This is a genomic window from Serratia sp. 1D1416 (assembly GCF_003641105.1).
GTDB lineage: Bacteria > Pseudomonadota > Gammaproteobacteria > Enterobacterales > Enterobacteriaceae > Serratia > Serratia ficaria.
Genome location: NZ_CP032738.1, coordinates 572,174 through 595,560 on the forward strand (window position 1 = coordinate 572,174; position 23,387 = coordinate 595,560).

The 23,387-nt window shown below is 61.2% G+C and carries 19 protein-coding genes, 1 other RNA gene and 1 pseudogene; 7 read left to right on the forward strand and 14 right to left on the reverse strand.

Translation table 11 applies throughout. From position 1 onward, the window contains the following. Nucleotides 1–2: 2 nt before the first annotated feature. Both pepP and D7I37_RS02765 read right to left on the reverse strand, forming a co-directional pair. Nucleotides 3–1,316, reverse strand: a complete 1,314-nt coding sequence (gene pepP / locus D7I37_RS02760; protein ID WP_129543285.1) for a Xaa-Pro aminopeptidase — start codon at nucleotides 1,314–1,316, stop codon at nucleotides 3–5. 58 nt (nucleotides 1,317–1,374) lie between these two features. Next, nucleotides 1,375–1,953, reverse strand: a complete 579-nt coding sequence (locus D7I37_RS02765; RefSeq protein WP_061797028.1) for a YecA family protein — start codon at nucleotides 1,951–1,953, stop codon at nucleotides 1,375–1,377. A gap of 320 nt (nucleotides 1,954–2,273) precedes the next feature. On the opposite strand from D7I37_RS02765, the gene zapA reads away from it, so the two are divergent. The 3 genes from zapA (at nucleotide 2,274) to D7I37_RS02780 (ending at nucleotide 3,491) form a co-directional block, all read left to right on the forward strand. Beyond that, a complete protein-coding gene (gene zapA, locus D7I37_RS02770) occupies nucleotides 2,274–2,603 on the forward strand; it encodes a cell division protein ZapA (RefSeq protein WP_061797030.1) in 330 nt (109 codons plus the stop codon). Nucleotides 2,604–2,645: 42 nt separating this feature from the next. Then, nucleotides 2,646–2,828: non-coding RNA, 6S RNA (gene ssrS, locus D7I37_RS02775), on the forward strand. A gap of 54 nt (nucleotides 2,829–2,882) precedes the next feature. Then, entirely contained in the window at nucleotides 2,883–3,491 is a 609-nt protein-coding gene (locus D7I37_RS02780; RefSeq protein WP_095099135.1) for a 5-formyltetrahydrofolate cyclo-ligase, read from the forward strand. Nucleotides 3,492–3,543: 52 nt separating this feature from the next. Here D7I37_RS02780 and serA read toward each other — a convergent pair whose 3' ends face one another. Together serA and rpiA are read right to left on the reverse strand one after the other, a co-directional pair. Then, a complete protein-coding gene (gene serA, locus D7I37_RS02785; RefSeq protein ID WP_061796993.1) occupies nucleotides 3,544–4,782 on the reverse strand; it encodes a phosphoglycerate dehydrogenase in 1,239 nt (412 codons plus the stop codon). Between the two features lie 303 nt (nucleotides 4,783–5,085). Beyond that, nucleotides 5,086–5,742, reverse strand: a complete 657-nt coding sequence (gene rpiA / locus D7I37_RS02790) for a ribose-5-phosphate isomerase RpiA (RefSeq protein WP_129543286.1) — start codon at nucleotides 5,740–5,742, stop codon at nucleotides 5,086–5,088. A 205-nt stretch (nucleotides 5,743–5,947) separates the two neighbouring features. Here rpiA and D7I37_RS02795 point away from each other — a divergent pair, with 205 nt between their 5' ends. Beyond that, entirely contained in the window at nucleotides 5,948–6,841 is an 894-nt protein-coding gene (locus tag D7I37_RS02795; RefSeq protein WP_061796995.1) for a LysR family transcriptional regulator ArgP, read from the forward strand. 49 nt (nucleotides 6,842–6,890) lie between these two features. On the opposite strand, the gene D7I37_RS02800 is transcribed toward D7I37_RS02795, so the two are convergent. After that, nucleotides 6,891–7,622, reverse strand: coding sequence for an oxidative stress defense protein (locus D7I37_RS02800; RefSeq protein WP_073970286.1), 732 nt, complete (start codon nucleotides 7,620–7,622; stop codon nucleotides 6,891–6,893). A 120-nt stretch (nucleotides 7,623–7,742) separates the two neighbouring features. Continuing rightward, nucleotides 7,743–8,360 carry an arginine exporter ArgO gene (argO, locus tag D7I37_RS02805; RefSeq protein ID WP_095099138.1) on the reverse strand — a complete coding sequence of 206 codons (618 nt, stop codon included), beginning with the start codon at nucleotides 8,358–8,360 and terminating at the stop codon, nucleotides 7,743–7,745. Between the two features lie 293 nt (nucleotides 8,361–8,653). Between argO and D7I37_RS02810 the strand changes: the two genes are divergently transcribed. Continuing rightward, nucleotides 8,654–10,033, forward strand: a complete 1,380-nt coding sequence (locus D7I37_RS02810; RefSeq protein ID WP_061796999.1) for an aromatic acid/H+ symport family MFS transporter — start codon at nucleotides 8,654–8,656, stop codon at nucleotides 10,031–10,033. A 26-nt stretch (nucleotides 10,034–10,059) separates the two neighbouring features. Here D7I37_RS02810 and mscS read toward each other — a convergent pair whose 3' ends face one another. Beyond that, nucleotides 10,060–10,926 carry a small-conductance mechanosensitive channel MscS gene (gene mscS, locus D7I37_RS02815; protein ID WP_061797001.1) on the reverse strand — a complete coding sequence of 289 codons (867 nt, stop codon included), beginning with the start codon at nucleotides 10,924–10,926 and terminating at the stop codon, nucleotides 10,060–10,062. 203 nt (nucleotides 10,927–11,129) lie between these two features. Between mscS and D7I37_RS02820 the strand changes: the two genes are divergently transcribed. Beyond that, nucleotides 11,130–11,798, forward strand: a complete 669-nt coding sequence (locus D7I37_RS02820; RefSeq protein WP_061797002.1) for a DUF1345 domain-containing protein — start codon at nucleotides 11,130–11,132, stop codon at nucleotides 11,796–11,798. Nucleotides 11,799–11,854: 56 nt separating this feature from the next. On the opposite strand, the gene fbaA is transcribed toward D7I37_RS02820, so the two are convergent. The 6 genes and pseudogenes from fbaA to D7I37_RS02850 form a co-directional block, all read right to left on the reverse strand. Beyond that, complete coding sequence (fbaA, locus tag D7I37_RS02825) at nucleotides 11,855–12,934, reverse strand: class II fructose-bisphosphate aldolase (RefSeq protein ID WP_061797003.1); 1,080 nt, start codon at nucleotides 12,932–12,934, stop codon at nucleotides 11,855–11,857. 115 nt (nucleotides 12,935–13,049) lie between these two features. Continuing rightward, nucleotides 13,050–14,213 (reverse strand): phosphoglycerate kinase, encoded by a 1,164-nt coding sequence (gene pgk, locus D7I37_RS02830; RefSeq protein ID WP_061797004.1) that lies wholly within the window; start codon nucleotides 14,211–14,213, stop codon nucleotides 13,050–13,052. A gap of 31 nt (nucleotides 14,214–14,244) precedes the next feature. Beyond that, nucleotides 14,245–15,261, reverse strand: a complete 1,017-nt coding sequence (epd, locus tag D7I37_RS02835; protein WP_061797005.1) for an erythrose-4-phosphate dehydrogenase — start codon at nucleotides 15,259–15,261, stop codon at nucleotides 14,245–14,247. Between the two features lie 400 nt (nucleotides 15,262–15,661). Further along, nucleotides 15,662–16,732: an ABC transporter ATP-binding protein gene (locus tag D7I37_RS02840; RefSeq protein WP_061797007.1), complete on the reverse strand. Its 1,071-nt coding sequence runs from the start codon at nucleotides 16,730–16,732 to the stop codon at nucleotides 15,662–15,664. Continuing rightward, nucleotides 16,725–18,493: pseudogene (locus D7I37_RS02845) on the reverse strand (ABC transporter permease). The gene D7I37_RS02840 and the pseudogene D7I37_RS02845 overlap by 8 nt, the downstream one beginning before the upstream one ends. 81 nt (nucleotides 18,494–18,574) lie before the next feature. Further along, the gene (locus tag D7I37_RS02850) at nucleotides 18,575–19,663 is read right to left on the reverse strand and encodes an ABC transporter substrate-binding protein (RefSeq protein ID WP_061797009.1); all 1,089 of its coding nucleotides are present in this window, start codon (nucleotides 19,661–19,663) and stop codon (nucleotides 18,575–18,577) included. A 299-nt stretch (nucleotides 19,664–19,962) separates the two neighbouring features. On the opposite strand from D7I37_RS02850, the gene brnQ reads away from it, so the two are divergent. Further along, nucleotides 19,963–21,282: a branched-chain amino acid transport system II carrier protein gene (gene brnQ / locus D7I37_RS02855; RefSeq protein WP_129543287.1), complete on the forward strand. Its 1,320-nt coding sequence runs from the start codon at nucleotides 19,963–19,965 to the stop codon at nucleotides 21,280–21,282. Nucleotides 21,283–21,332: 50 nt separating this feature from the next. Here brnQ and tkt read toward each other — a convergent pair whose 3' ends face one another. Next, entirely contained in the window at nucleotides 21,333–23,327 is a 1,995-nt protein-coding gene (tkt, locus tag D7I37_RS02860; RefSeq protein WP_129543288.1) for a transketolase, read from the reverse strand. Nucleotides 23,328–23,387: the final 60 nt, after the last annotated feature.

The window sequence follows — 23,387 nt, forward strand, 5'->3', positions numbered from 1 at the left end:
GCTTACCTTGCCGCCGCCATCAAGGCTTCGATGGCGTCAGCGTCTTTCACTACGCTGGCGGTCAGGTTTTCATTGCCCTCGGCGGTGATCACGATATCGTCCTCAATGCGGATGCCGATGCCGCGATAGGCTTCCGGCACGTCCGCGTCCGGCGCGATATACAGTCCCGGCTCGACGGTCAGCACCATGCCTGGCTCCAGCAGCCGGTCGCGGCTCGGCGTGCCGTAATGGCCGACGTCGTGCACATCCAGACCCAGCCAGTGGCTCAGCCCATGCATAAAGAACTGCCGGTGCGCCTGTTCGGCGATTAACTGATCCACTTCACCCTTCATCACCCCCAGCTCCACCAGCCCGGTAACCATGATGCGCACCACTTCGTCGTTGACCTCGCGAATGCTGGTGCCCGGTTTGAACAGCTCCAGCGCGCGCAGCAGCGACGCCAGCACGATGTCGTACACCGCGCGCTGCGGCTGGCTGAAGGTGCCGTTGACCGGGAAGGTGCGGGTGATGTCGCCGGCATAGCCCTGATATTCGCAACCGGCGTCGATCAGCACCAGATCGCCGTCGCGCAATTCGCTTTCGTTCTCGGTGTAATGCAGGATGCAGGCGTTTTCACCGCCGCCGACGATGGTGTTGTAAGACGGATAGCGAGCGCCGAGGCGGGTGAATTCGTGATGGATCTCCGCCTCCAGCTGGTATTCGAACATGCCGGGACGGCATTTTTCCATCGCGCGGGTATGCGCCAGGGCGCTGATCTCGCCGGCGCGGCGCATGACCGCCAGCTCTTCCAGCGATTTGAACAGGCGCATATCGTGCAGCCACGGCCGCCAGTCGGTCAGCGTCGCCGGCGCCTGCAGGCTTTGGCGGGATCCCTTGCGCAGCTTGTCCAGCGCGCCGAACAGGATCCGGTCGGCATACTCATACTCGCCCTGCGCGTGGTAGACCACGTCCAGGCCGTTGAGCAGCAGGTGCAGCTGCTCGTCGATTTCATCGAACGGCAGCGCGCGATCCACCCCCAGCTTCGCCGGCGCGGCCTCTTGCCCCAGGCGGCGGCCAAACCAGATTTCCGCCGTCAGGTCGCGCACCCGGTTGAACAATACGCTGTGGTTGTGCGTCTCGTCGCTCTTGATCAGCACCAGCACCGCCTCCGGCTCGTTGAAGCCGGTCAGATACCCAAAGTCGCTGTTCTGACGGTAAGGATATTCCGAATCTGCACTGCGCGTCGCTTCCGGCGCAGAGAAAATAACCGCCGCGCTGGCCGGAGCCATTTTCGCCAACAGCGCCTGACGGCGGTTGTTGAATTCCTGCTGAGTCATTACCTTCTCCTGAAATCAATCCATCCGCACTCACCGTTGGCGGACCGGCAATATAGGTTTAGTGCAGCGTCGGTTTGATGTTTTCCGGCGCCGTCGGTTTCTGGCGCGTGAATTCGCCGTGGCACAAAATGGCGGCGACCCGCACATACTCCACGACCTCTTCCAGCGACTGCTCCAGCTCTTCCTGATCTTCGTCTTCGTCATAGCCCAGCTGGGCGATGTTGCGCAGATCGTCGATGGCTTCGCCCACTTCGTCTTTCACCTGGGCCAGCTTCGGCTGCATCATGCCCAGCCCGAGCAGGAAATGGTTCACCCAGCCGGCCAGCGCGTCGGCGCGGTCAAACACGCTGACCGTCTCGCCTTCCGGCAACAGCAACTGGAACATGAACTCGTCATCGTCCAGCGTTTCTTTTGTCATTTCATACAGTTGCTGCAGCGGCTGGCTCAGCGTCTGCGGGAAGGCCACGCCTTCGTTGGTCAGATCGTGCACCAGCGCCTGCCAGCCGGCGTCACGGCTGCCGCCGCACAGCAGGCCGCTGATCAAACCGTGCATTTCTGCCGCAGTCAGCGCGACCGCCTGCTGATTGAGGGCAACGGTCAAAGATTGGTAACTTGGAAATGTATTCTGTATAGACATGCGCATTCGTCATCGTTGGCAGGATAAGTTCGTGTTATGCTACCACCAAGGTCCGTCGCTATACCAGATAAGCGCGACACCTCAGTGGCTAGTTATAATCGTGATGTGGCAGGTTTCACACTGCGCCGGCAGGGGGCAAGATGGCGGTAAATACGCATTTTGAAACCCTTTTTTGACTGGTAATGTCTGTCACAGTAGATTACAACCAGGTACTGAAAAAGGGGTTGTATCTTGGTACCGAGGTATATATAGTGGCGCCCGCTTTGGAGGCCCGGCAAGGGCAGACCGGGGCTGGCGCGAAATTTAGGCAGGAAGGTGGCATGTCTGCACAACCGGTAGATATTCAAATTTTTGGCCGCTCGTTAAGAGTCAATTGCCCGCCAGAACAACAAGATGCGTTGAACATGGCGGCGGACGATCTTAACCAACGGTTGCAAGATCTTAAAGTTCGCACTAGAGTCACAAATACTGAGCAACTGGTTTTTATCGCGGCATTGAACGTTTGTCACGAACTTGCTCAAGAACGGTTGAAAACCCGTGATTATGCGTCCAATATGGAACAACGCATTCGTATGCTGCAACAGACCATTGAACAGGCACTGCTTGAACAGGGTCGCATCTCTGAACGTCAGGATGCACAATTCGAATAACTTAAGCTGTTGAAAACCGAGGTTTTCGGCAGCGAGTACAAAATTTCTCTGAGATGTTCGCCAGCGGGCCAGTCCCCTGAGCCGATATTTAGTACCAACAGAATGTGATGATCCGCGATCGGTGTGCATGCTCGGCCCGCCGAGAAGCCTTAAGATTGCGACAGCACGTTCACCTTGAACCATGGGTTCAAGGGTTACAGCCTGCGACGGCATCTCGGAGATTCCCCTTTCTCAGCGGTTTATGTGTGCTGAACACCCACACTGAGCAAGCCTGACGCCATGCCTTTTCAACCTCTATTTTCCCGGCAACGCCAACACGTTCGCCAGCAAATTCGCCAACGTCGGCGCGAACTCACGCCCGAACAACAGCAGCTCGCCGCTCAACAAATAGCCGAGCGCGTCGCCACGCACCCGCGAATTATGGCGGCGCAAAGCGTAGCGGCGTTTTTTTCGTTCGACGGCGAGCTCGATACCGCTCCGCTGATCGAACGGCTGTGGCAGTCGGGCAAGCGCGTTTATCTGCCGGTACTGCATCCGTTCAGCCCGGGCAATCTGCTGTTCCTGCGCTATGCGCCTGATACGCCGCTGGCGCGCAACCGTTTCAATATTCTGGAACCGCGGCTCGACGTGCGCGCGGTGCTGCCGGCAGGCGCGCTGGAGGTGGTGCTGACGCCGCTGGTGGCATTCGACGATGCCGGCCAAAGGCTGGGCATGGGCGGCGGCTTTTACGACCGTACCTTGCAGAACTGGCGGCGCGGCGGCCCTTACCCCATCGGGCTGGCCCACGACTGCCAGCGGGTGGCGCTGCTGCCGACCGAACATTGGGATATTCCGCTGCCGGAAATTATCACCCCGTCGCGCCGCTGGGCGTGGCCGGACGACAAATAGAAAAGGCCGGATAATCCCGGCCTTTTTCATTATCGCGATCGCGCTGGCGCAATCAGAGCAGCAAACGGGCGCGAATGGTGCCGTCGATAGCCTTCATGCGCTGCAGCGCAGCATCGGCGCGTGCGGTTTCCGCTTCGATGTCGATCACCACGTAGCCGATTTCCGGACCGGTTTGCAGGTACTGCGCGGCGATGTTCACCCCTTCTTCGGCGAAGATCTGGTTAATCTGCGTCAGCACGCCCGGGCGGTTTTCATGGATGTGCAGCAGACGGCTGGCGTTCGGGCCATGCGCCGGCAACGAGACTTCCGGGAAGTTGACCGCCGACAGGGTCGAGCCGTTGTCGGAGTATTTCGCCAGCTTGCCCGCCACTTCGTCGCCGATGTTCTCCTGCGCTTCCTGCGTGGAGCCGCCGATGTGCGGCGTCAGCAGAACGTTGTCGAATTCGCACAGCGGCGAGTTGAACGGATCGCTGTTGGTCGCCGGCTCTTCCGGGAACACGTCGATCGCCGCCCCGGCCAGGTGATTGCTGGCCAGCGCGTTGCACAGCGCCGGGATATCCACCACGGTGCCGCGCGAGGCGTTGATCAGGATCGCGCCCGGCTTCATCAGCGCCAGCTCTTCCGCCCCCATCATATTCTTGGTCGACAGGGTTTCCGGCACGTGCAGCGTCACCACGTCGCTCATGTTGAGCAGATCGGACAGATGGCGCACCTGCTGAGCGTTGCCCAGCGGCAGCTTGTTCTCGATGTCGTAGAAGAACACCTTCATGCCCAGGCCTTCCGCCAGAATGCCCAGCTGGGTGCCGATGTGGCCGTAACCGATGATGCCCAGCTTCTTGCCGCGCGCTTCATACGAGCCGACGGCCAGCTTGTGCCATACGCCGCGGTGCGCCTTGGCGTTGGCGGCTGGGATGCCGCGCAGCATCAGCAACAGCTCGCCCAGCACCATTTCGGCCACGGATCGGGTATTGGAGAATGGCGCGTTAAACACCGGAATGCCGCGCTTGGTCGCCGCTTTCAATTCAACCTGGTTGGTGCCGATGCAAAAACAGCCTACCGCGACCAGCTTCTCGGCGGCGGCGAAAACCTCTTCGGTCAGATGCGTACGCGATCGGATGCCGACGAAGTGAGCATCGCGGATGGATGCCTTAAGCGATTCGGTGTCTAACGCACCTTTATGATATTCAATGTTGGTATAACCGGCGGCGCGCAGATTATCTACCGTGCTCTGATGAACCCCTTCTACCAACAGGAATTTAATCCTGTCTTTCTCCAATGATACTTTTGCCATTTACCCGACCCTATGTTCAGACTTCAGAAGCGGCTGTTGTGAAACAGCACCCATCCAACATAACAAAAATAACGCGGGCGGCAATACAAACGATTGCCTGCCCGCCAGTACAAGGCTCAGCCCGGCCGGCGGTTTCTGGCAGAAAATGCCATAGGGAAAGATTTAGACAGAAGCTTTATGGAGCCATCACCAGAAATGTGACATAAGTCACCAAATTTGGCTATTTTAAGAAAAGATATTTTAACCAGTGAATTATGCGGCCGGGGGATCGCCAGGCCGCATAGCCGCGGTGAGCGCAGCGTTTTATTCGACGACCTTGACGCCGTCCGACGTGCCGACCAGCGCCACGTCCGCGCCGCGGTTGGCGAACAGGCCGACGGTGACCACGCCGGCGATGCCGTTGATTTTGTTCTCCAACGCCACCGCGTCGGTGATGCTCAGGTTATGCACGTCGAGGATCACGTTGCCGTTGTCGGTCAGCACGTTCTGGCGATATTCCGGCAGCCCGCCGAGCTTCACCAGCTCGCGCGCCACGTAAGAGCGCGCCATCGGGATCACTTCCACCGGCAGCGGGAACTTGCCCAGCACGTCCACCTGCTTGGTGGCGTCGACGATGCAGATGAATTTGCGCGCGATGGCGGCGATGATCTTTTCACGCGTCAGCGCCGCGCCGCCGCCCTTGATCATCTGCATATGGGCGTTGATTTCGTCCGCACCGTCGACGTAGATATCCAGCGAGTCCACTTCGTTGCTGTCGAACACGTGAATGCCGAGGCTTTTCAGCTTGGCGGTTGAGGCATCGGAACTGGACACCGCGCCTTCGATCTGGTGCTTGATGGAGCCCAGCGCATCAATAAAATGGGCGGCGGTCGAACCGGTGCCGACCCCGACGATGGTACCCGGCGTCACGTAGTCCAGCGCCGCCCAACCCACCGCTTTTTTCAGTTCATCCTGCGTCATAATATGTCCATTGCCTATGTACGAAAACCTGTGCGTATTATAGGGTAAAACGTTATTTTTCACTCAGGCAGGATCACACTTCTTCACCCTGAGCCGCATTTTTAGCCGCGCGGCGGCGAGATGACCGCGTGATTTTTACACCTGCGCAACGGCCAAAATGTGGCATAGTGCCGATATCAATTTTATTTAAGGGATATCTTTTCCGATGAAACGCCCAGACTATCGAACGCTGCAAGCGCTGGACGCGGTGATCCGTGAGCGCGGCTTTGAGCGCGCCGCACAAAAACTCTGCATCACGCAATCGGCGGTATCCCAACGCATTAAACAGCTGGAAAACCTGTTCGGCCAACCGCTGCTGGTGCGCACCGTGCCGCCGCGCCCGACCGAACAGGGGCAGAAACTGCTGGCGCTGCTGCATCAGGTTGAGCTGCTGGAAGAAGAGTGGCTGGGCAACGACACCGGCATCGACACGCCGCTGCTGCTGTCGCTGGCGGTCAACGCCGACAGTCTGGCCACCTGGCTGCTGCCGGCGCTGAAGCCGGTGCTGGCGGACTCTCCGGTGCGCCTGAATCTGCAGGTGGAAGATGAAACCCGCACCCAGGAACGCCTGCGCCGCGGCGAAGTGGTGGGGGCGGTGAGTATTCAGCCGCAGCCGCTGCCGAGCTGCCTGGTGGACCAACTCGGCGCGCTGGACTATCTGTTTGTCGCCTCCAAGGGCTTCGCCGAGCGCTACTTCCCGAACGGCGTCACCCGCTCCGCGCTGCTGAAGGCGCCGGCGGTGGCGTTCGACCACCTCGACGATATGCATCAGGCCTTCCTGCAGCAGAATTTCGATCTGTCGCCGGGCAGCGTACCCTGCCACATCGTGAACTCGTCCGAAGCCTTCGTGCAGCTGGCGCGCCAGGGCACCACCTGCTGCATGATCCCGCATCTGCAGATTGAGAAAGAGCTGGAGTCGGGTGAGCTTATCGATCTGACGCCGGGGCTCTACCAGCGCCGCATGTTGTTCTGGCACCGCTTTGCGCCGGAAAGCCGCATGATGCGCAAGGTGACCGACGCGCTGCTGGACTACGGCCGCCAGGTACTGCGCCAGGATTAAACGAAAAAGGTTCGCCGCAGCGAACCTTTTTTATCGCCGCAGCCCGGCGTTACTGCGCGGCGTTGCGCTGCAGTTCAAACACCACATCCACCTGATCGTCGAAGTGAATGCTTTGCTGCTCGTAGGTTTGCGCCGCATCGTTCTCCGCCGCCGCGCCCGCGGCCTTGTACATGCGCGCTACCGGCATCGGCTGGTAGTTGGCCACGTGGTAACGGATGCTGTAAACCGGGCCCAGCTTGGCGTTAAAGCCCTTCGCCAGTGAAGCGGCCTGCTGGGTGGCGTTTTCGATGGCTTTCTGACGCGCCTGCTCGCGATAGACGTCCGGCTTGGCCACGCCCAGCTCAACCGCGCGGATCTCGTTCAGGCCGGATTTCAACGCGCCGTCCAGCAACCCGTTCAGCTTGTCCAGCTGACGCAGCGTCACCTGCACCTGACGCACCGCGCGGTAACCCTTCAGCACCGACTCGCCGGTTTTCAGGTAATCGTACTCCGGCTGGGTGCGCAGGTTGGCGGCGCTGATGTCTTTCTTCTCGATGTTGTTTTTCTGCAGGAAATCGAAGTATTGCGCCACGCGCTCATCCACCTGCTTCTTCGCCTGCGCGGCGTCTTTGGAGGAGACGCTGACTTCGATCGCCAGGGTGGCGATGTCCGGCGTAGCGTCGACGCTGGAAGTGCCCGAGGTAACCACGTGCGGCCCTTCCGGCACTTCGGCCGCCTGCAGCGCCAGCGGTAACGTCCCTAATCCAACCATTGCGGCCATAGCCAATGCTTTAAGCTTCACAGTGTCTCCTTATGACAGGCTGTCTCTGATTACCGGCCTTTTCCTGTGAGAACAGCCGGTTCCTTGGCATAAAACGTAGCATATCGCGCGGGGTTTTAAATTCGGATTAGTGACAAATTCTTATAAACTTGCCCCCTGCCAGGCCAATTGCAACGCGATGCCCCACATCACCAGCCCCACCAGGCCATTGATGATGCGCTGCGCCAGCCGGGTATTCAGCCAGGGCGCCAGCCAGGAGGCCAGCAGCGCCAGCCCGAAGAACCACACCGCCGAGGCGCTGACCGCGCCCAGGGCGAACCAGGAGCGCACGTCCGCCGTCAGCTGGCCGCCCAGGCTGCCCAACACCACGAAGGTGTCCAGATAAACGTGCGGGTTCAGCCAGGTGACCGCCAGCATGGTGACCACGATGCGCCAGCGGCTCTGCGCCAGCTCTTGCGCGACCGCCAGCGCCGGCTGCGGGCTGAGGGCGGTGCGAAACGCCCCCCAGCCGTACCACAGCAGAAACGCCACGCCGCCCCAGGTCACCACGGCCAGCAGCAGCGGTGAGCGGGTCAGCAGCGCGCTGCCGCCAAAGATGCCGGCGCAGATCAGCAGGATATCGCTCAGCGCGCACAGCGCGGCAATCATCAGATGGTACTGACGGCGGATGCCCTGGTTCATCACGAAAACGTTCTGGGGCCCCAGCGGCAGGATCATTGCGGCGCTGAGGGCAAAGCCCTGCAAGAAGACGGCTAGCATGGTATTCCTCGAAACAGTAAAGGCGCCGTACAGAGGCGCGTGTCGGTCAACTCGCGCATCATACGAGGAAGAGATTATTAGGTGAAATTGATATTTCTAATCAACTATCATAATAGCTAATAACCAGGCTGGAGTAACGGCTCCCGGCGCCCCGGCTCTGGTGTATACTCGGGTTTTCTGCGCCATGCCAGCCAAAGCGGCTTTCGATCAGGCCCGTTTCAGAAGGAACTGGACGCCTGCGCTGCCCTCCAGCCAGCCCCACACCGCACCAGTCTAATAACAGTGGAATCGCCATGAGCCAAAACCCCGCTCGTATCAGTGAGATCATCGACCGCGCGAAGATATCTCCCTACCAGATCCTGATCCTCAGCCTGTGTTTCCTGATCGTCCTGCTGGACGGTTTTGATACCGCCGTCATCGGTTATATCGCCCCCGCCCTGCGTGAAGAATGGGACCTGCAGCCCGCACAGCTGTCGCCCGCCTTCGGCGCGGGCTTGTTCGGCCTGCTGCTCGGCAGTTTGATCTTCGGCCCGGTCGCCGATGCCATCGGCCGCAAGCGCGTGTTGCTCGCTTCGATACTGATTTTTGGCGGCGGCACCCTGGCCTGCGCCTATACGGATTCGATCGCGTCGCTGACCCTGCTGCGTTTGATCACCGGCATCGGCCTGGGGGGCGCCATGCCCACCTGCATCACCCTCAGTTCAGAGTACTCGCCGGCCCGCCGACGGATGCTGATGGTCACCCTGAGCTGGAGCGGCTTTACCGCAGGGCTGGCCCTGGGCGGCATTCTTGCCGGGCAGATCATTCCCGCCTTCGGCTGGCGCGGCGTGCTGATGGCCGGCGGCATCGTCCCCCTGCTGCTGCTGCCGTTGCTGGCCTGGCAAATGCCCGAGTCGGCGCGCTTTATGACGTCCCACCCCAAATACGCCGACAGCCTGCGCCGGGTGGTCGGGCGCATCACCGGCAAAAGCTGGGCGGGGGTGACGATTGTCGATGACGAACGTTCCGAGCGGGCCAGGTCGCCGATTTCGCACCTGTTCACCGAAGGCCGCGCGCTGCGCACCCTGCTGCTGTGGCTGGCCTTCTTCTGTTCGCTGTTCGTGTTCTACCTGCTCACCAGCTGGCTGCCGAGCATTCTCAAGGACGCCGGTTACGATATCGCGCACGCATCGCGCATTGGGGCGATGGTGCCCCTGGGCGGCACCCTCGGCGCCATCCTCATGGCGCTGTTGATGGATAGGGTCGGACCTTACAAAGTGCTGGCGCTGTCCTATTTGGGCGCCGCGCTGGTGGTTGGCGCCACCGGTTACCTGATGGGCGACGTCTATACGCTGGCCGCCGCCGTCTTTCTTATCGGTTTCGGCGTGGCGGGCGCGCAAAACGGCCTGAACCTGGTTTCGACCACCCTCTACCCCACCGCCGCCCGCGTCACCGGGGTGAGCTGGGCCATGGCGAATGGCCGCTTCGGCTCCATCGTCGGCGCGATGCTCGGCGCCTGGATGATTAGCGCGGCGGGCAGCGCCGAGGTGTTCTTCATCTGGCTGGCGCTGCCGGTATTGGTGGGTTCCGCCGCCATCTTCCTGCTCTACCGGCTCAGCCGAAGCCGTCAGGCGCCTGACGCCGGGGAAAATAACGGGCCGAGACGCCATCAAGGACGTCTCGGCCGGCAATAAAAAAGGGGGCCAAGGCCCCCTTTCGCTTATTCCGCCTTGGCGGATGCGTCTTCGGTACGATACAGGTGAACGTCCATCTGCGGGAACGGAATGCCGATATTGTTGGCATCCAGCGCGCGCTTGAAGTTCTCCATCAGATCGAAGTACACGTTCCAGTATTCCGCGTTGGTGGTCCAGGAACGGGTAACGAAGTTCAGCGAGGACGGCGCCATTTCGTTCAGGCGTACGGTCACGCCTTTGGCGTGCATGATGCGCTTGTCGGCGGCGATCACATCGCCCAGCACCTTTTTCACCACGTCGATATCGGCGTTGTAGGCCACGCCTACCACGATATCCACACGGCGGTTCGGCTCGCGGGAGTAGTTGATGATGTTGCCGGCGATAATTTTGCCGTTCGGCACCACGATGGTTTTGTTGTCGACGGTGCGCAGGGTGGTGGAGAAAATCTGCACCTGATCGACGGTACCGGCCACGCCGCCCAGATCGACATACTCACCCACGCGCAGCGGGCGGAAGATCACCAGCAGCACGCCGGCGGCAAAGTTGGACAGCGAGCCCTGCAGCGCCAGGCCAACGGCCAAACCGGCGGCGCCCAGTACGGCGATCACCGAGGTGGTCTGCACGCCGACGCGCCCCAGCACCGCGATAAAGGTGAACGCCAGCACGCCGTAACGCACGATCGCCGACAGGAAGTCCGCTACCGTGGCGTCGATGCCGCGCAGCTTCATCACGCGGTTCAGCGCATTGCCGACCAGGCGGGCGACGATCGAACCGATGATCAGGATAACGATGGCGGCGACGATGTTCACCGCGTACTGGATCAACAGATCCTGATTCTTCACCAGCCAGTTGCCGGCGCCGTTGATGCCGTCTACTACATTCAAATCTTTCATTCGTGTCGTCCTAACTTTGCCCCTAAAGGGATAAACTCGCAAAAATACACTGACGTCTCGGCCAGTCGGAAACCACCGCCTAAGGGTAACCAACATTAAAGCCGCATGCCAACCGTAAGCGCTAAAAATAGCCGAAACCCTGCCCGCGTCTTCTATGCTGAGAACAGCGCCTTTACTTTTTCACGACAAGGGATCCGGCCGCCATGCATATTCGCTCCTCACTCCGGCATTATTGGCAGGTCCGGCCCAGGCTGCTGTTCTCGGTCAGTGCCGGGGGGCTGTGCTTTTTACTGCTGCCCGCCCAGCTTTCGCTGCTGCAGCGGCTGATGATCGGCTGGAACCTGTTGGCCTGGCTGTACCTGCTGTTTCTTTGGCGGCTGATGCTGGTGAGCACGCCCAAACATATCCGCCAAATCGCCCGCGCGCAGGACGAGAGCGCCAGCACGGTGCTGGCGCTGGTCAGCATCGGTTGTCTGGTGAGCATTCTGGCCATTCTGTTTGAGCTGAGCAGCGCCAAACAGGCCAGCGACTCGTTGAAGACCCTGCATCTGGCGCTGACCGGCGCCACGCTGGCGGTGTCCTGGTTGCTGTTGCCGACCGCCTTCACCATGCATTACGCCCACCAGTTCTACCGCCAGGGCGCGCAGCGGGATCCGCTGCCGCTGCTGTTTCCCGGCAACCTGGCCGAACCGACCTATCTGGATTTCGCTTACTTCTCGTTCACCATCGCGGTGGCGTCGCAAACCGCCGACGTGGCGGTCGGCGCGGCCGAGGTGCGCAAGATTACCCTGCTGCAGTCGGTTATCTCTTTCGTGTTCAACATGGTGATCCTCGGCTTGTCGATCAACGTCGGCGCCAGCCTGCTGGGCTGAAAACGAAAAAGGCTCCCCGAAGGGAGCCTTGCCTGTCTTGCAACCGATGCCGAAGATTACAGAACGTCTACCGCGTTCAGATCTTTGAAGGCCTGTTCCAGACGGGTCACCATGCTGGTCTGCGCGGCGCGCAGCCATACGCGTGGATCGTAGTATTTCTTGTTCGGCTGATCGGCGCCTTTCGGGTTGCCCAGCTGGCCCTGCAGGTAAGCTTCGTTCGCTTTGTAGTACTGCAGGATGCCGTCCCAGGTCGCCCATTGGGTGTCGGTGTCGATGTTCATCTTGATCACGCCGTAGCCTACGGACTCTTTGATCTCTGCGTCGGTAGAGCCGGAGCCGCCGTGGAACACGAAGTCCAGGCTGTTGTGCGGCAGGTTGTATTTCTTGGACACGTAGTCCTGAGAATCACGCAGGATGGTCGGGGTCAGCTTGACGTTGCCCGGTTTGTACACGCCGTGCACGTTGCCGAATGAAGCCGCAATGGTGAAGCGCGGGCTGATGGCGTGCAGTTTTTCGTAGGCGTAAGCCACGTCTTCCGGCTGGGTGTACAGCGCGGATGCGTCCATATGGCTGTTGTCTACGCCATCTTCTTCACCGCCGGTGCAGCCCAGTTCGATTTCCAGCGTCATGCCGATCTTAGCCATACGGGTCAGATACTTGCTGCAGATCTCGATGTTTTCTTCCAGAGACTCTTCGGACAGGTCGATCATGTGGGAAGAGAACAGCGGTTTGCCAGTGGCGGCGAAATGTTTCTCGCCGGCGTCCAGCAGGCCGTCCAGCCATGGCAGCAGTTTCTTCGCGCAGTGGTCGGTGTGCAGAATAACCGGCACGCCGTAATGCTCAGCCATCTGGTGAACATGGTGTGCACCGGAGATGGCGCCCAGAATCGCTGCGCCCTGCGGAACGTCAGTCTTCACGCCTTTGCCGGCGATAAACGCCGCGCCGCCGTTAGAGAACTGTACGATCACCGGAGCACGCACCTTCGCCGCTGTTTCCAGCACGGCGTTGATGGAGTCGGTGCCTACGCAGTTTACTGCCGGCAGCGCAAAGTTGTTCTCTTTAGCTACTGCGAATACTTTCTGAACGTCATCACCCGTGATGACACCCGGTTTTACGAAATCAAAAATTTTAGACATGTTACTTTGTCCTGTTTCGTCGGCCGTAGATGGATGTAAATCGATTTTTCATGCCGCGCCGCCGTTGCCGCGCGGTATAAAACAAACGGGCGGCTTTCGCCTCCCGTTGTCTGAATTACTGCTTAGCGCGCTCTTCCAGCATCACGACTGCCGGCAGTGGTTTCCCTTCAACGAATTCCAGGAAAGCGCCGCCGCCGGTGGAGATGTAGGAAATTTTGTCAGCGATACCGAACAGGTCGATTGCTGCCAGAGTGTCGCCGCCGCCTGCGATGGAGAAAGCTTCGCTATCGGCGATCGCGCGGGCGACAATTTCGGTGCCCTTACGGAAGTTAGGGAACTCGAATACGCCAACCGGGCCATTCCACAGAATGGTTTTGGCGTTCTTCAGGATAACGGCCAGACGCTCGGCAGAGACGTCGCCCATATCCAGAATTTGCTCGTTGTCCTGGATCTCGTTGGCCTGCTTCACGGTGGCCACCGCCTCTTCAGAGAACTCGGTCGCTACGCGCACGTCGGTCGGCACCGGAATGTCGCAGGTTTCCAACAGTTTCTGCGCGTTCGGGATCAGATCCGGTTCGTACAGCGACTGGCCCACGTTGTTGCCCTGCGCCGCCACGAAGGTGTTGGCGATGCCGCCGCCGACGATCAGCTGATCGGCGATTTTGGACAGCGAGTCCAGAACGGTCAGTTTGGTGGACACTTTAGAACCGCCGACGATGGCGACCATCGGACGCGCCGGGTTGCCCAGCGCCTTGCCCAGGGCTTCCAGCTCGGCAGACAGCAGCGGGCCGGCACAGGCTACCGGGGCGAATTTGCCTACGCCGTGGGTAGAGGCCTGCGCGCGGTGCGCGGTGCCGAAGGCGTCCATCACGTACACGTCGCACAGCGCCGCGTATTTCTTGGACAAGGTTTCGTCGTCTTTCTTCTCGCCCTTGTTGAAGCGGACGTTTTCCAGCACCACCAGTTCGCCTTCGGCGACGTCCACGCCATCCAGATAATCCTTCGCCAGACGAACTGGGGATTTCAGATGATCTTTCAGGTAGTTAACTACTGGCAGCAGGGAGAATTCTTCGTTGTACTCGCCTTCGGTAGGACGCCCCAGGTGGGAGGTTACCATGACGCGGGCGCCTTGTTTCAGCGCAGCTTCGATAGTCGGCAGGGAGGCGCGGATACGCGCATCGGAAGTCACTTTACCGTCTTTCACTGGCACGTTCAAATCGGAACGGATCAGTACGCGTTTACCCGCCAGATCCAGATCGGACATCTTAATTACAGACATGGTGAACCCTCTTAGTTGAATCTCTATAAAACTAGAAACCGCTGGCGGCCATTGCCCGTGTTGTATCCAACATCCGGTTGGCAAAGCCCCATTCATTGTCGCACCAAACCAAGGTCTTAATCAGGTGCTGCCCGCTGACCCGCGTCTGTGTACCGTCGACGATAGCGCTGTGCGGGTCGTGGTTAAAATCAATCGAGACTAATGGTAGTTCCGTATAGTCAACTATACCACGAAATGATCCCCGTGCGGCCTTTTGCAACAGCTGGTTGACCTCTGTCACCTTCACCGCCGAGCTCACGCTGACGCTGAGATCGATGGCCGTCACGTTGATGGTCGGCACGCGCACGGAAATCGCCTCAAACCGATCGCAAAACTGCGGGAAGATGCGGGTGATGCCCGCGGCCAGCTTGGTGTCGACCGGAATAATCGACTGGCTCGCCGCGCGGGTGCGCCGCAAATCCGGGTGATAAGCGTCTATCACCGGCTGATCGTTCATGGCGGAGTGGATGGTGGTCACGGTGCCGGATTCGATGCTGTAGGCATCGTCCAGCAGCTTGATCACCGGAATAATGCAGTTGGTGGTGCATGAGGCGTTGGACACGATGCGATGTTCCGCCCGCAGCGTCTGGTGGTTGACGCCAAACACCACGGTGGCGTCCAGATCGTTGCCGCCCGGGTGAGCGAACAGCACCTTCTTCGCCCCCGCCGCCAGATGGGCCTCGCCATCCGCCCGGCTGCCGTACACGCCGCTGCAATCCAGCACCACGTCGACGCCCAGCTCGCCCCAGGGCAGCCGCTCCACCGCCGGTTGGTGCAGCAAACGGATCGCATCGTCCCCGACGCTCAGCGTATCGCACTCCTGGCGCACGTCCCAGGCGAAGCGGCCGTGGCTGGAATCGTATTTCAGCAGATGGGCCATCCCCTCGGCGTTCGCCAGCTCGTTGATCGCCACCACGGAAATTTCCGCTCGTCGTCCCGATTCATACAGTGCGCGTAACACGCTGCGGCCAATGCGGCCAAAGCCGTTTATCGCTATGCGGATGGTCATGCTGCTCCTGAAAAAGGGCCTTTCCCGCCGGGGCGAACTCACCGGCGCCGGACCGGCGCTGACTGGTTATCTGACTAACCCGCATAGAGTAGTGTATCGCACCGCCCGCTGTGAATCGCCGCGTTGCATTATTCCTCGGCGCCGGCACCATGCCGCCGCCCTCACTCCGGCGTTTCTGCTGAATACCGCACCAACTGAAACGCTTCAGCCGAGCATAAACCAAAGTTTTGGCAAAAGGAACAGATGCAGCGAACCGGCGAGCAACAGGAAGGAGTTTTGCGAGAATAAGATGATCTAGCGCACACTTTTGCCGGAGGGCTGCGCCAGAGACGGGCGACGCAGCGCTGCAATTATCGCCGACTGGCCGGGCCCCTCGCCTCGGGCCCCGGCTCTGCCGCCGCTAGCCTTTGGGGAAAATCCATACCTGTTCTGCCGGCAGGGACAGCCGGCACAGCGCCTGCTCGCGCACCTCGCCGCCGTAGGCGCGCACCACGAGGTCTTCGGCCACCGTACGGAACAGGTATTCCCAGCGATCGCCGAGGTACATGCTGGTCAGCAGCGGCAGTTCGAGCTGGTTGCCCTGCGGATCCTCCCCCAGCCGCACGCGCTCCACGCGGATCACCGCAATGCCCTCCTGGCCGACCTGCAGTCCGGCGCCCGCCAGCCCCCACAGCGCCCAGTCCTTGCCTTCGATGCGCGCCCTGTCGCCCTCCAGCGTCACAACCTTGCCGGGCAGGCGGTTGTTGCTGCCCATAAACTCGGCGGTAAACAGCGTGGACGGCGAACCGTACATTTCCTGCGGCGTGCCCTGCTGCTCGATTTTGCCGTTGTTGAGCAGCAGAATGCGATCGGAGATGGCCATCGCTTCGTTCTGATCGTGGGTCACCATCAGCGCCGACAGCCCGAGCTTGATGATCAGTTCGCGCAGGAACACCCGCGCCTCTTCGCGCAGCTTGGCGTCCAGGTTCGACAGCGGTTCGTCCAGCAGGATCACCGGCGGGTTGTACACCAGCGCGCGCCCTATCGCCACCCGCTGCTGCTGGCCGCCGGACAGCTGATGCGGGTGGCGCTGGCCCAGGTGCCCCAACCCCAGCTGCTCGAGCACCGCCTGCACCCGCCGGGTGATTTCCGCCGCGGCGATTTTACGCAGCTTCAGCGGATAAGCGACGTTTTCAAACACCGTTTTATGCGGCCACAGGGCGTAGGACTGGAATACCAGCCCCAGGTTGCGCTCCTCGGCGGGAATTTCGCTGCGCGCGCTGCCGTCGTACACCGCATTGCTGCCGATGACGATGCGCCCCTGGCTCGGTTTTTCCAGCCCGGCCACCGCGCGCAGCAGGGTGGTTTTGCCGCTGCCCGACGGCCCCAGCAGGGAGACCACCTCGCCGCGTTTCAGCTCCATCGACACCCCTTTCAACACCGGGTTGTCGCCGTAGGTCAAATGCAGGTCTTCTACCGAAAGTTCAATCATGTAATTTCACTCCGAAGCGCAGGGCGATCCCCAACCCCAACACCACCAGCAGGATGTTAATGAACGACAGCGCGGCGACGATGTCGATCGCCCCCGCCGCCCACAGGGAAACCAGCATCGAGCCGATGGTCTCCGTGCCCGGGGAAAGCAGATACACCCCGGTGGAATATTCTCGTTCGAAGATCAGGAACATCAGCAGCCAGGAGCCGATCAGGCCGTAACGCGACAGCGGAATGGTCACGTGGCGAGTGATCTGGCCGCGGGTCGCGCCGGTGCTGCGCGCGGCCTCCTCCAGTTCGGGCCCCACCTGCAGCAGCGTCGAGGAGATCAGCCGCAGGCCATAGGCCATCCACACCACGGTGTACGCCAGCCAAACGCTGAAGATGGTGCTGCGCAGCGAACGCAGCCAGACGATCAGGTTTTCCCGCAGCCATTCGGCCACCGGCAGCGCCGACAGCCAGCCCTCTTTCAGCGACTTGTCCAGCCACATCGGCAGGAACAGGAACACCCACAGGAACGCCAGGCCGGCCAACAGCCCCGGCACCGCGCGCGGCACCAGCACGCTGTAATCGAGAAAGCGGGTCGCGCCGTCCGGCTTGCGGTGCATGGCGATGCCGATAAACAGATAACAGACCACCGCCAGCGCCCCGCCGATCACCCCTATGGCCATCGAGTTGACGATGGCGCGCAACAGGTTGGGCTGCTGCCAGATGGTGCGGAAGGTATTGAGCGACAGCTCGTCCCAAATCGACACCCCTACCCCCAGTTGGAGATAAAGGCGCGCAGCACCACGCCCACCAGCGGCACGCCGATGGTGACGGTCAGCCAGAACACCACCACCGCGCCGGCCACCCAGCGCCATTTGCCCAGCGGCAGCGCGCGGGCCTGCGACGCCTTGCCCTTGACGGTAACGAAACGGTTGGCGGTGCGCATCAGCCGGCGTTGCAGCATCACCAGCGGAATGGTGATGCAGATAAGCACCACCGCCACCGCCGCCATCAGGTGATAAGACGGCGTGCCCAGCTTGTTGGTCAGCTGATACAGATAGGTCGCCAGCACCAGGTTGCCTTCCGGATCGCCCAGCACCAGCATCAGGCCGAACACCTCCAGCCCGAGGAAGAACAGCAGCACGCCGGCGTACAGGATCGACGGTCGCACCATCGGCAGGCTGACCGCGGTCATCACCTGCAGCGGCGTCGCCCCGGCGGTGCGCGCCGCTTCCTCCACGTCGGAACCCACGCTGCGCAGCGCCGAGGAAATGTACAGATAGGCGTGGGGAACGTGCGTCAGCCCGGCGATCGCCACGATGCTGGCCATCGAGTAGATGTTCCACGGCACAAAGCCCAGCAGCGCCTCCGCCCACAGCGAAAAGAAACCGACCGGCCCGGCGGCCACCACATAGCCGAAGCCCAGCACCATCGGCGACACGAAGATCGGCACCAGGATCAGCGGCTCAATCAGCCGGCGGCCGGGCAAGTCGGTCCTGACCATCAGAAAGGCCAGGATGCCGCCCAGCGGAATGGCGATCACCACCAGCCCGAAGGCCAGAATAAAACCGCTTTTCAGCGCTTTGTAGAAATCCGGGTCGGTAAAGATAAACTCGAAGGCTTCGAGGCTGAACACCTTCGAAGGGGAAAAAAAGGGCGCGGAGAGGAAACTTTGAATGATGATGAACGACAGCGGAACGTAGATAACCAGCGCGGTTATCAGCACCACCGCGCCGCGCGGCAGGCTCTGCCATTTTCTGCGCCATGCTTTCATAAATTATCCCAATGGTTGTAAACGACGACGACCAAAGGGCGCGCGCCCCTCAGGCTGACGCGCGTCCGAATGCTGTCCCTGTTATTTTGCCGCGGCGGTGCGCCACTGCTTGATATAGTCCAGACGCTTGGCCGGCTGCAGGTATTCCAGCAGGCTCTCATCCACCGGGATCGGCTTCAGCGCTTTCCCCAGCAGCTTGGTCATGCCGTCGATATCGTTCTTGCCTTCAATATCGTTGCGAATCGACGGGATATCCGCCTGGTTGGCGAGAATGCTTTGCCCTTTTTCCGACAGGACATAGTCGAACCACAGCCTGGCGGCATTGGCGTTGGTCGCCTCCTTGCTGATAAAGCTCACGCGCGACAGCACCAGGGTATAGTCCTTCGGATAGGCGATGCCGAGCGACGGGTCGCTCTTGGCGCGGGCTTCGGCATAAGATCCGAGGATGTTGAAACCGATCAGGTTCTCGCCGGAAGAGACGCGCTCCATCATGGTGCCGGTGGAGGACTGCACCGCCAACCCGCCCTTGGCCACGTCGGCCAACGTCTTGAAGTAATCAGGATCGGCCTTGAAGTCCTGCACCGACAGCATGAAGCCCAGACCGGACTTTTCGATGTCGTAAGTGGTGACTTTCTTCTTGAACTTGTCGGTCTGGCCGGCGATCAGCTTGGCCAGCGCGGCATGGGAATCCGGCGCTTCGTTTTGCGGGATCAGGCGTTTGTTATAGATGAACACCACCGGCTCGTAGGTGGTGCCGTAGGCTTTTTGTTGCCATACCGCCCATTTCGGCAGTTGACCCAGCTCGGGAGAGGCGTACTCCTGCGCATAATCGCTCGCCAGCTTCAGCGCGGTGTCCATCGACGAGCTCCACACCACGTCGCCGCTGGTGCCGCCCGCCGCCTGTTCGCTGATAAAGCGGTTGTACAGCTCGGTGCTGTTCATGTCGTTGTATTCGACCTTCACGCCCGGATACAGCGCTTCGAATCCCTGAATCAGCGGCCCCGCCGCCTTGGTGTCGGTGGTGGAATAGATCACCACCTTGCCTTCTTTTTTCGCGCCGTCGACCAGCTTCTGGTAGTCGGCGGGGTAGCCCGCCGGGAAGGCGGCATAAGCGGGAACGGAACCCAATATGGCCATGGCGACCACAGACGCACTGATTCTTGTCAACATAGTCCAACCCCTGGTTACATTTAAGAAACTAAAAATTAACATATAGTTAATGAGACCGCCGAGGCAACGGCGTTGGTTTGTTATCTTTCGGTTTTGTGAGGTTGGGCGTTTTTCAGCCAATAAAACCGACGTCAGCGGGCTTGGCAAGGCGATGGTCGGCAGAACTCAGGCTTTTGTCGGCAAAATATTATATCCTGCACGCCGAAATTTTTATGGGCGCCCGATAGCCCATCGCGCCTGCCCCTGATTTTTACCGGCGCCAGGTTGTTCTTATCGTACACAGGCAATGCAATCCCCTTATGACGACACGCTTATCCCCCAAAGACATCATCGCCCTGGGCTTTATGACCTTCGCCCTGTTTGTCGGCGCCGGCAATATCATTTTCCCGCCGATGGTGGGCCTGCAGTCCGGCGAGCACCTGTGGCCGGCCGCCGCGGGCTTTATGGTCACCGCCGTCGCCCTGCCGGTGATCGCCGTGATCGCGCTGGCGCGCGTCGGCGGCAGCATCGGCCTGTTGACCGGCCCGCTCGGCCGCCGGGCCGGCCTGCTGCTGGCTATCGTCTGTTATCTGGCGCTCGGCCCGCTGTTCGCCACGCCGCGCACCGCCAACGTCTCTTTCGCTTTGGGCATCGCGCCTTTTACCGGCGACGGCGCCCTGCCGCAGTTCATCTACAGCCTGCTGTTCTTCACGCTGGCGATGGTTATCTCGCTGTACCCCGGACGGCTGCTGGATAACGTCGGCCATATTCTGGCGCCGCTGAAGATCCTCGCGCTGGCCGCGCTCGGCATTGCCGCGCTGGTTTGGCCCGCCGGCGCGCCGATCCCCGCCAGCGGCGGCTATCAGAACGCAGCGTTCTCCACCGGGTTCGTGCAGGGGTATCTGACCATGGACACGCTGTCGGCGCTGATGTTCGGCTCGATTATCGTTACCGCCGCCCGATCGCGCGGCGTCGACGATCCTGGTTTGCTGATGCGCTACACCCTGTGGGCCAGCCTGATTGCCGGCATCGGCCTGACGCTGGTGTATATCTGCATGTTCAAACTGGGTGCCGGCAGCGGCGGCCTGGTCGCCGAACGGCAAGACGGCGCGGCGATCCTGTATGCCTATGTGCAGCACACCTTCGGCGAGGGGGGCAGCCTGTTTATGGCCATCCTGATGTTCATCGCCTGTCTGGTGACCGCGGTGGGCATGACCTGCGCCTGCGCCGATTTCTTTTCCCGCCATGTGCCGCTGTCTTACCGCACGCTGGTGGCTATTCTCGCCGCATTCGCCATGCTGGTGTCCAACCTCGGGCTGGCCACGCTGATCCGCGTGTCGATCCCGGTGCTGACGGCCATCTATCCCCCGTGCATCGCCCTGGTATTGCTCAGCTTCAGCCAGAGCCGCTGGCGCAGCGCCAACCGCGTGTTCGCGCCGGTGATCGCCACCAGCCTGCTGTTTGGCCTCGCCGACGGCATCAGGGCCTCCAGCTTCGGCGGCCTGCTGCCCGCCGGGTTCGAACGCCTGCCGCTGGCGGATCAGGGGCTGGTATGGCTGCTGCCCACGCTGCTGGCGCTGTTGCTGGCGGCGATTTACGATCGGCTGCGCGCGCCCCGCCGGGACAGGGTCCCGACATAAAAAAAAGCCCGGCGTTGCCGGGCTTTTTATTGGCTAACGCCAGGGGCCGCTTACTTCAGCAGCGCCTGCGCCTTGGCCACCACGTTGTCCACGGTGAAGCCGAACTCCTTGAACAGCTGCTCCGCCGGCGCCGATTCGCCAAAGGTGGTCATGCCCACGATGGCGCCGTTCAGCCCCACGTACTTGTACCAGTAGTCCGCGATACCCGCTTCCACCGCCACGCGCGCGCTCACCGCCGCCGGCAGCACCGATTCGCGGTACGCCGCATCCTGCTTGTCGAACGCGTCGGTAGACGGCATCGACACCACGCGTACCTTACGGCCCGCAGCAGTCAGTTGGTCCGCCGCTTCCACCGTGATACCCACTTCCGAACCGGTGGCAATCAGGATGACCTCCGGCGTGCCGGCGCAGTCTTTCAGCACGTAGCCGCCGCGGTACACGTTCGCCAGCTGCTCCGCGCTGCGCGGCTGCTGGGTCAGGTTCTGACGCGAGAAAATCAGCGTGGTCGGGCCGTCGTTGCGCTCGATGCCGTACTGCCAGGCAATCGCCGATTCCACCTGGTCGCACGGGCGCCAGGTGCTCATGTTCGGGGTCACCCGCAGGCTGGCAATCTGCTCCACCGGCTGGTGGGTCGGGCCGTCTTCGCCCAGACCGATGGAGTCGTGGGTGTAGACGAACACGTTGCGCAGCTTCATCAGCGCCGCCATGCGCACCGCGTTGCGGGCGTATTCCACGAACATCAGGAAGGTCGCCGAGTACGGCAGGAAGCCGCCGTGCAGCGCGATGCCGTTGGTGATGGCGGTCATGCCGAACTCGCGCACGCCGTAGTGGATGTAGTTGCCCGCCGGGTCGACGTTCAGCGCTTTCGAACCGGACCATAGGGTCAGGTTGCTCGGCGCCAGGTCGGCGGAGCCGCCGAGGAACTCGGGCAGTACCTTGCCGAACGCTTCCAGCGCGTTCTGCGACGCCTTGCGGCTGGCGATGTTGGCCGGGTTGGCCTGCAGCTGCTCGACGAATTTCTGCGCGTCGGCTTTCCAGTTCGCCGGCAGTTCGCCGTTCATGCGGCGCTTGAACTCGGCGGCCAGCTCAGGGAAGGCCTGGGCGTAGGCGGCGAACCTGTCGTTCCAGGCCGCTTCTTTGGCCTGGCCGGCTTCTTTGGCGTCCCACTGGGCATAGATGTCCTGCGGGATTTCGAAGGCGGCGTATTTCCAGCCCAGGGCTTCGCGGGTGGCGGCCACTTCGGCGGCGCCCAGCGCGGCGCCGTGCACGTCGTGGGTGCCGGCCTTGTTCGGTGAGCCGAAACCGATGACGGTCTTGCACATCAGCAGGGACGGCTTGTCGGTCACCTTGCGGGCTTCCTCAATCGCCGCCTTGATGGCGTCCGGGTTGTGGCCGTCGACGTGGCGCACCACGTGCCAGCCGTAGGCTTCGAAGCGCTCGGCGGTGTCGTCGGTGAACCAGCCGTCGACGTGGCCGTCGATGGAGATGCCGTTGTCATCGTAGAAGGCGGTCAGCTTGCCGAGCTTGAGGGTGCCGGCCAGCGAACAGACTTCGTGAGAGATGCCTTCCATCATGCAGCCGTCGCCCATAAAGGCGTAGGTGTGGTGGTCGACGACGTCATGGCCCGGGCGGTTGAACTGCGCGGCCAGGGTGCGTTCGGCGATGGCGAAGCCGACGGCGTTGGCGATGCCCTGGCCGAGCGGGCCGGTGGTGGTTTCCACGCCTGGGGTATAGCCGTATTCCGGGTGGCCCGGCGTTTTGGAGTGGAGCTGACGGAAGTTTTCCAGCTCGCTCATCGGCAGGTCATAGCCGGTGAGGTGCAGCAGGCTGTAAATCAACATGGAGCCGTGGCCGTTGGAGAGCACGAAACGGTCGCGGTCAGCCCAGTGCGGGTTGGTCGGGTTGTGGTTCAGGTAGTCACGCCACAGGACTTCGGCGATGTCCGCCATGCCCATAGGTGCGCCCGGGTGGCCGGAATTCGCTTTTTGTACGGCGTCCATGCTGAGTGCGCGGATGGCGTTGGCAAGCTCTTTACGAGAGGACATGTTTTACTCCAGGTCGGATTAAAAAAGCGGTCAAGTTCTCTATTTTCTCAGACTCCGCAT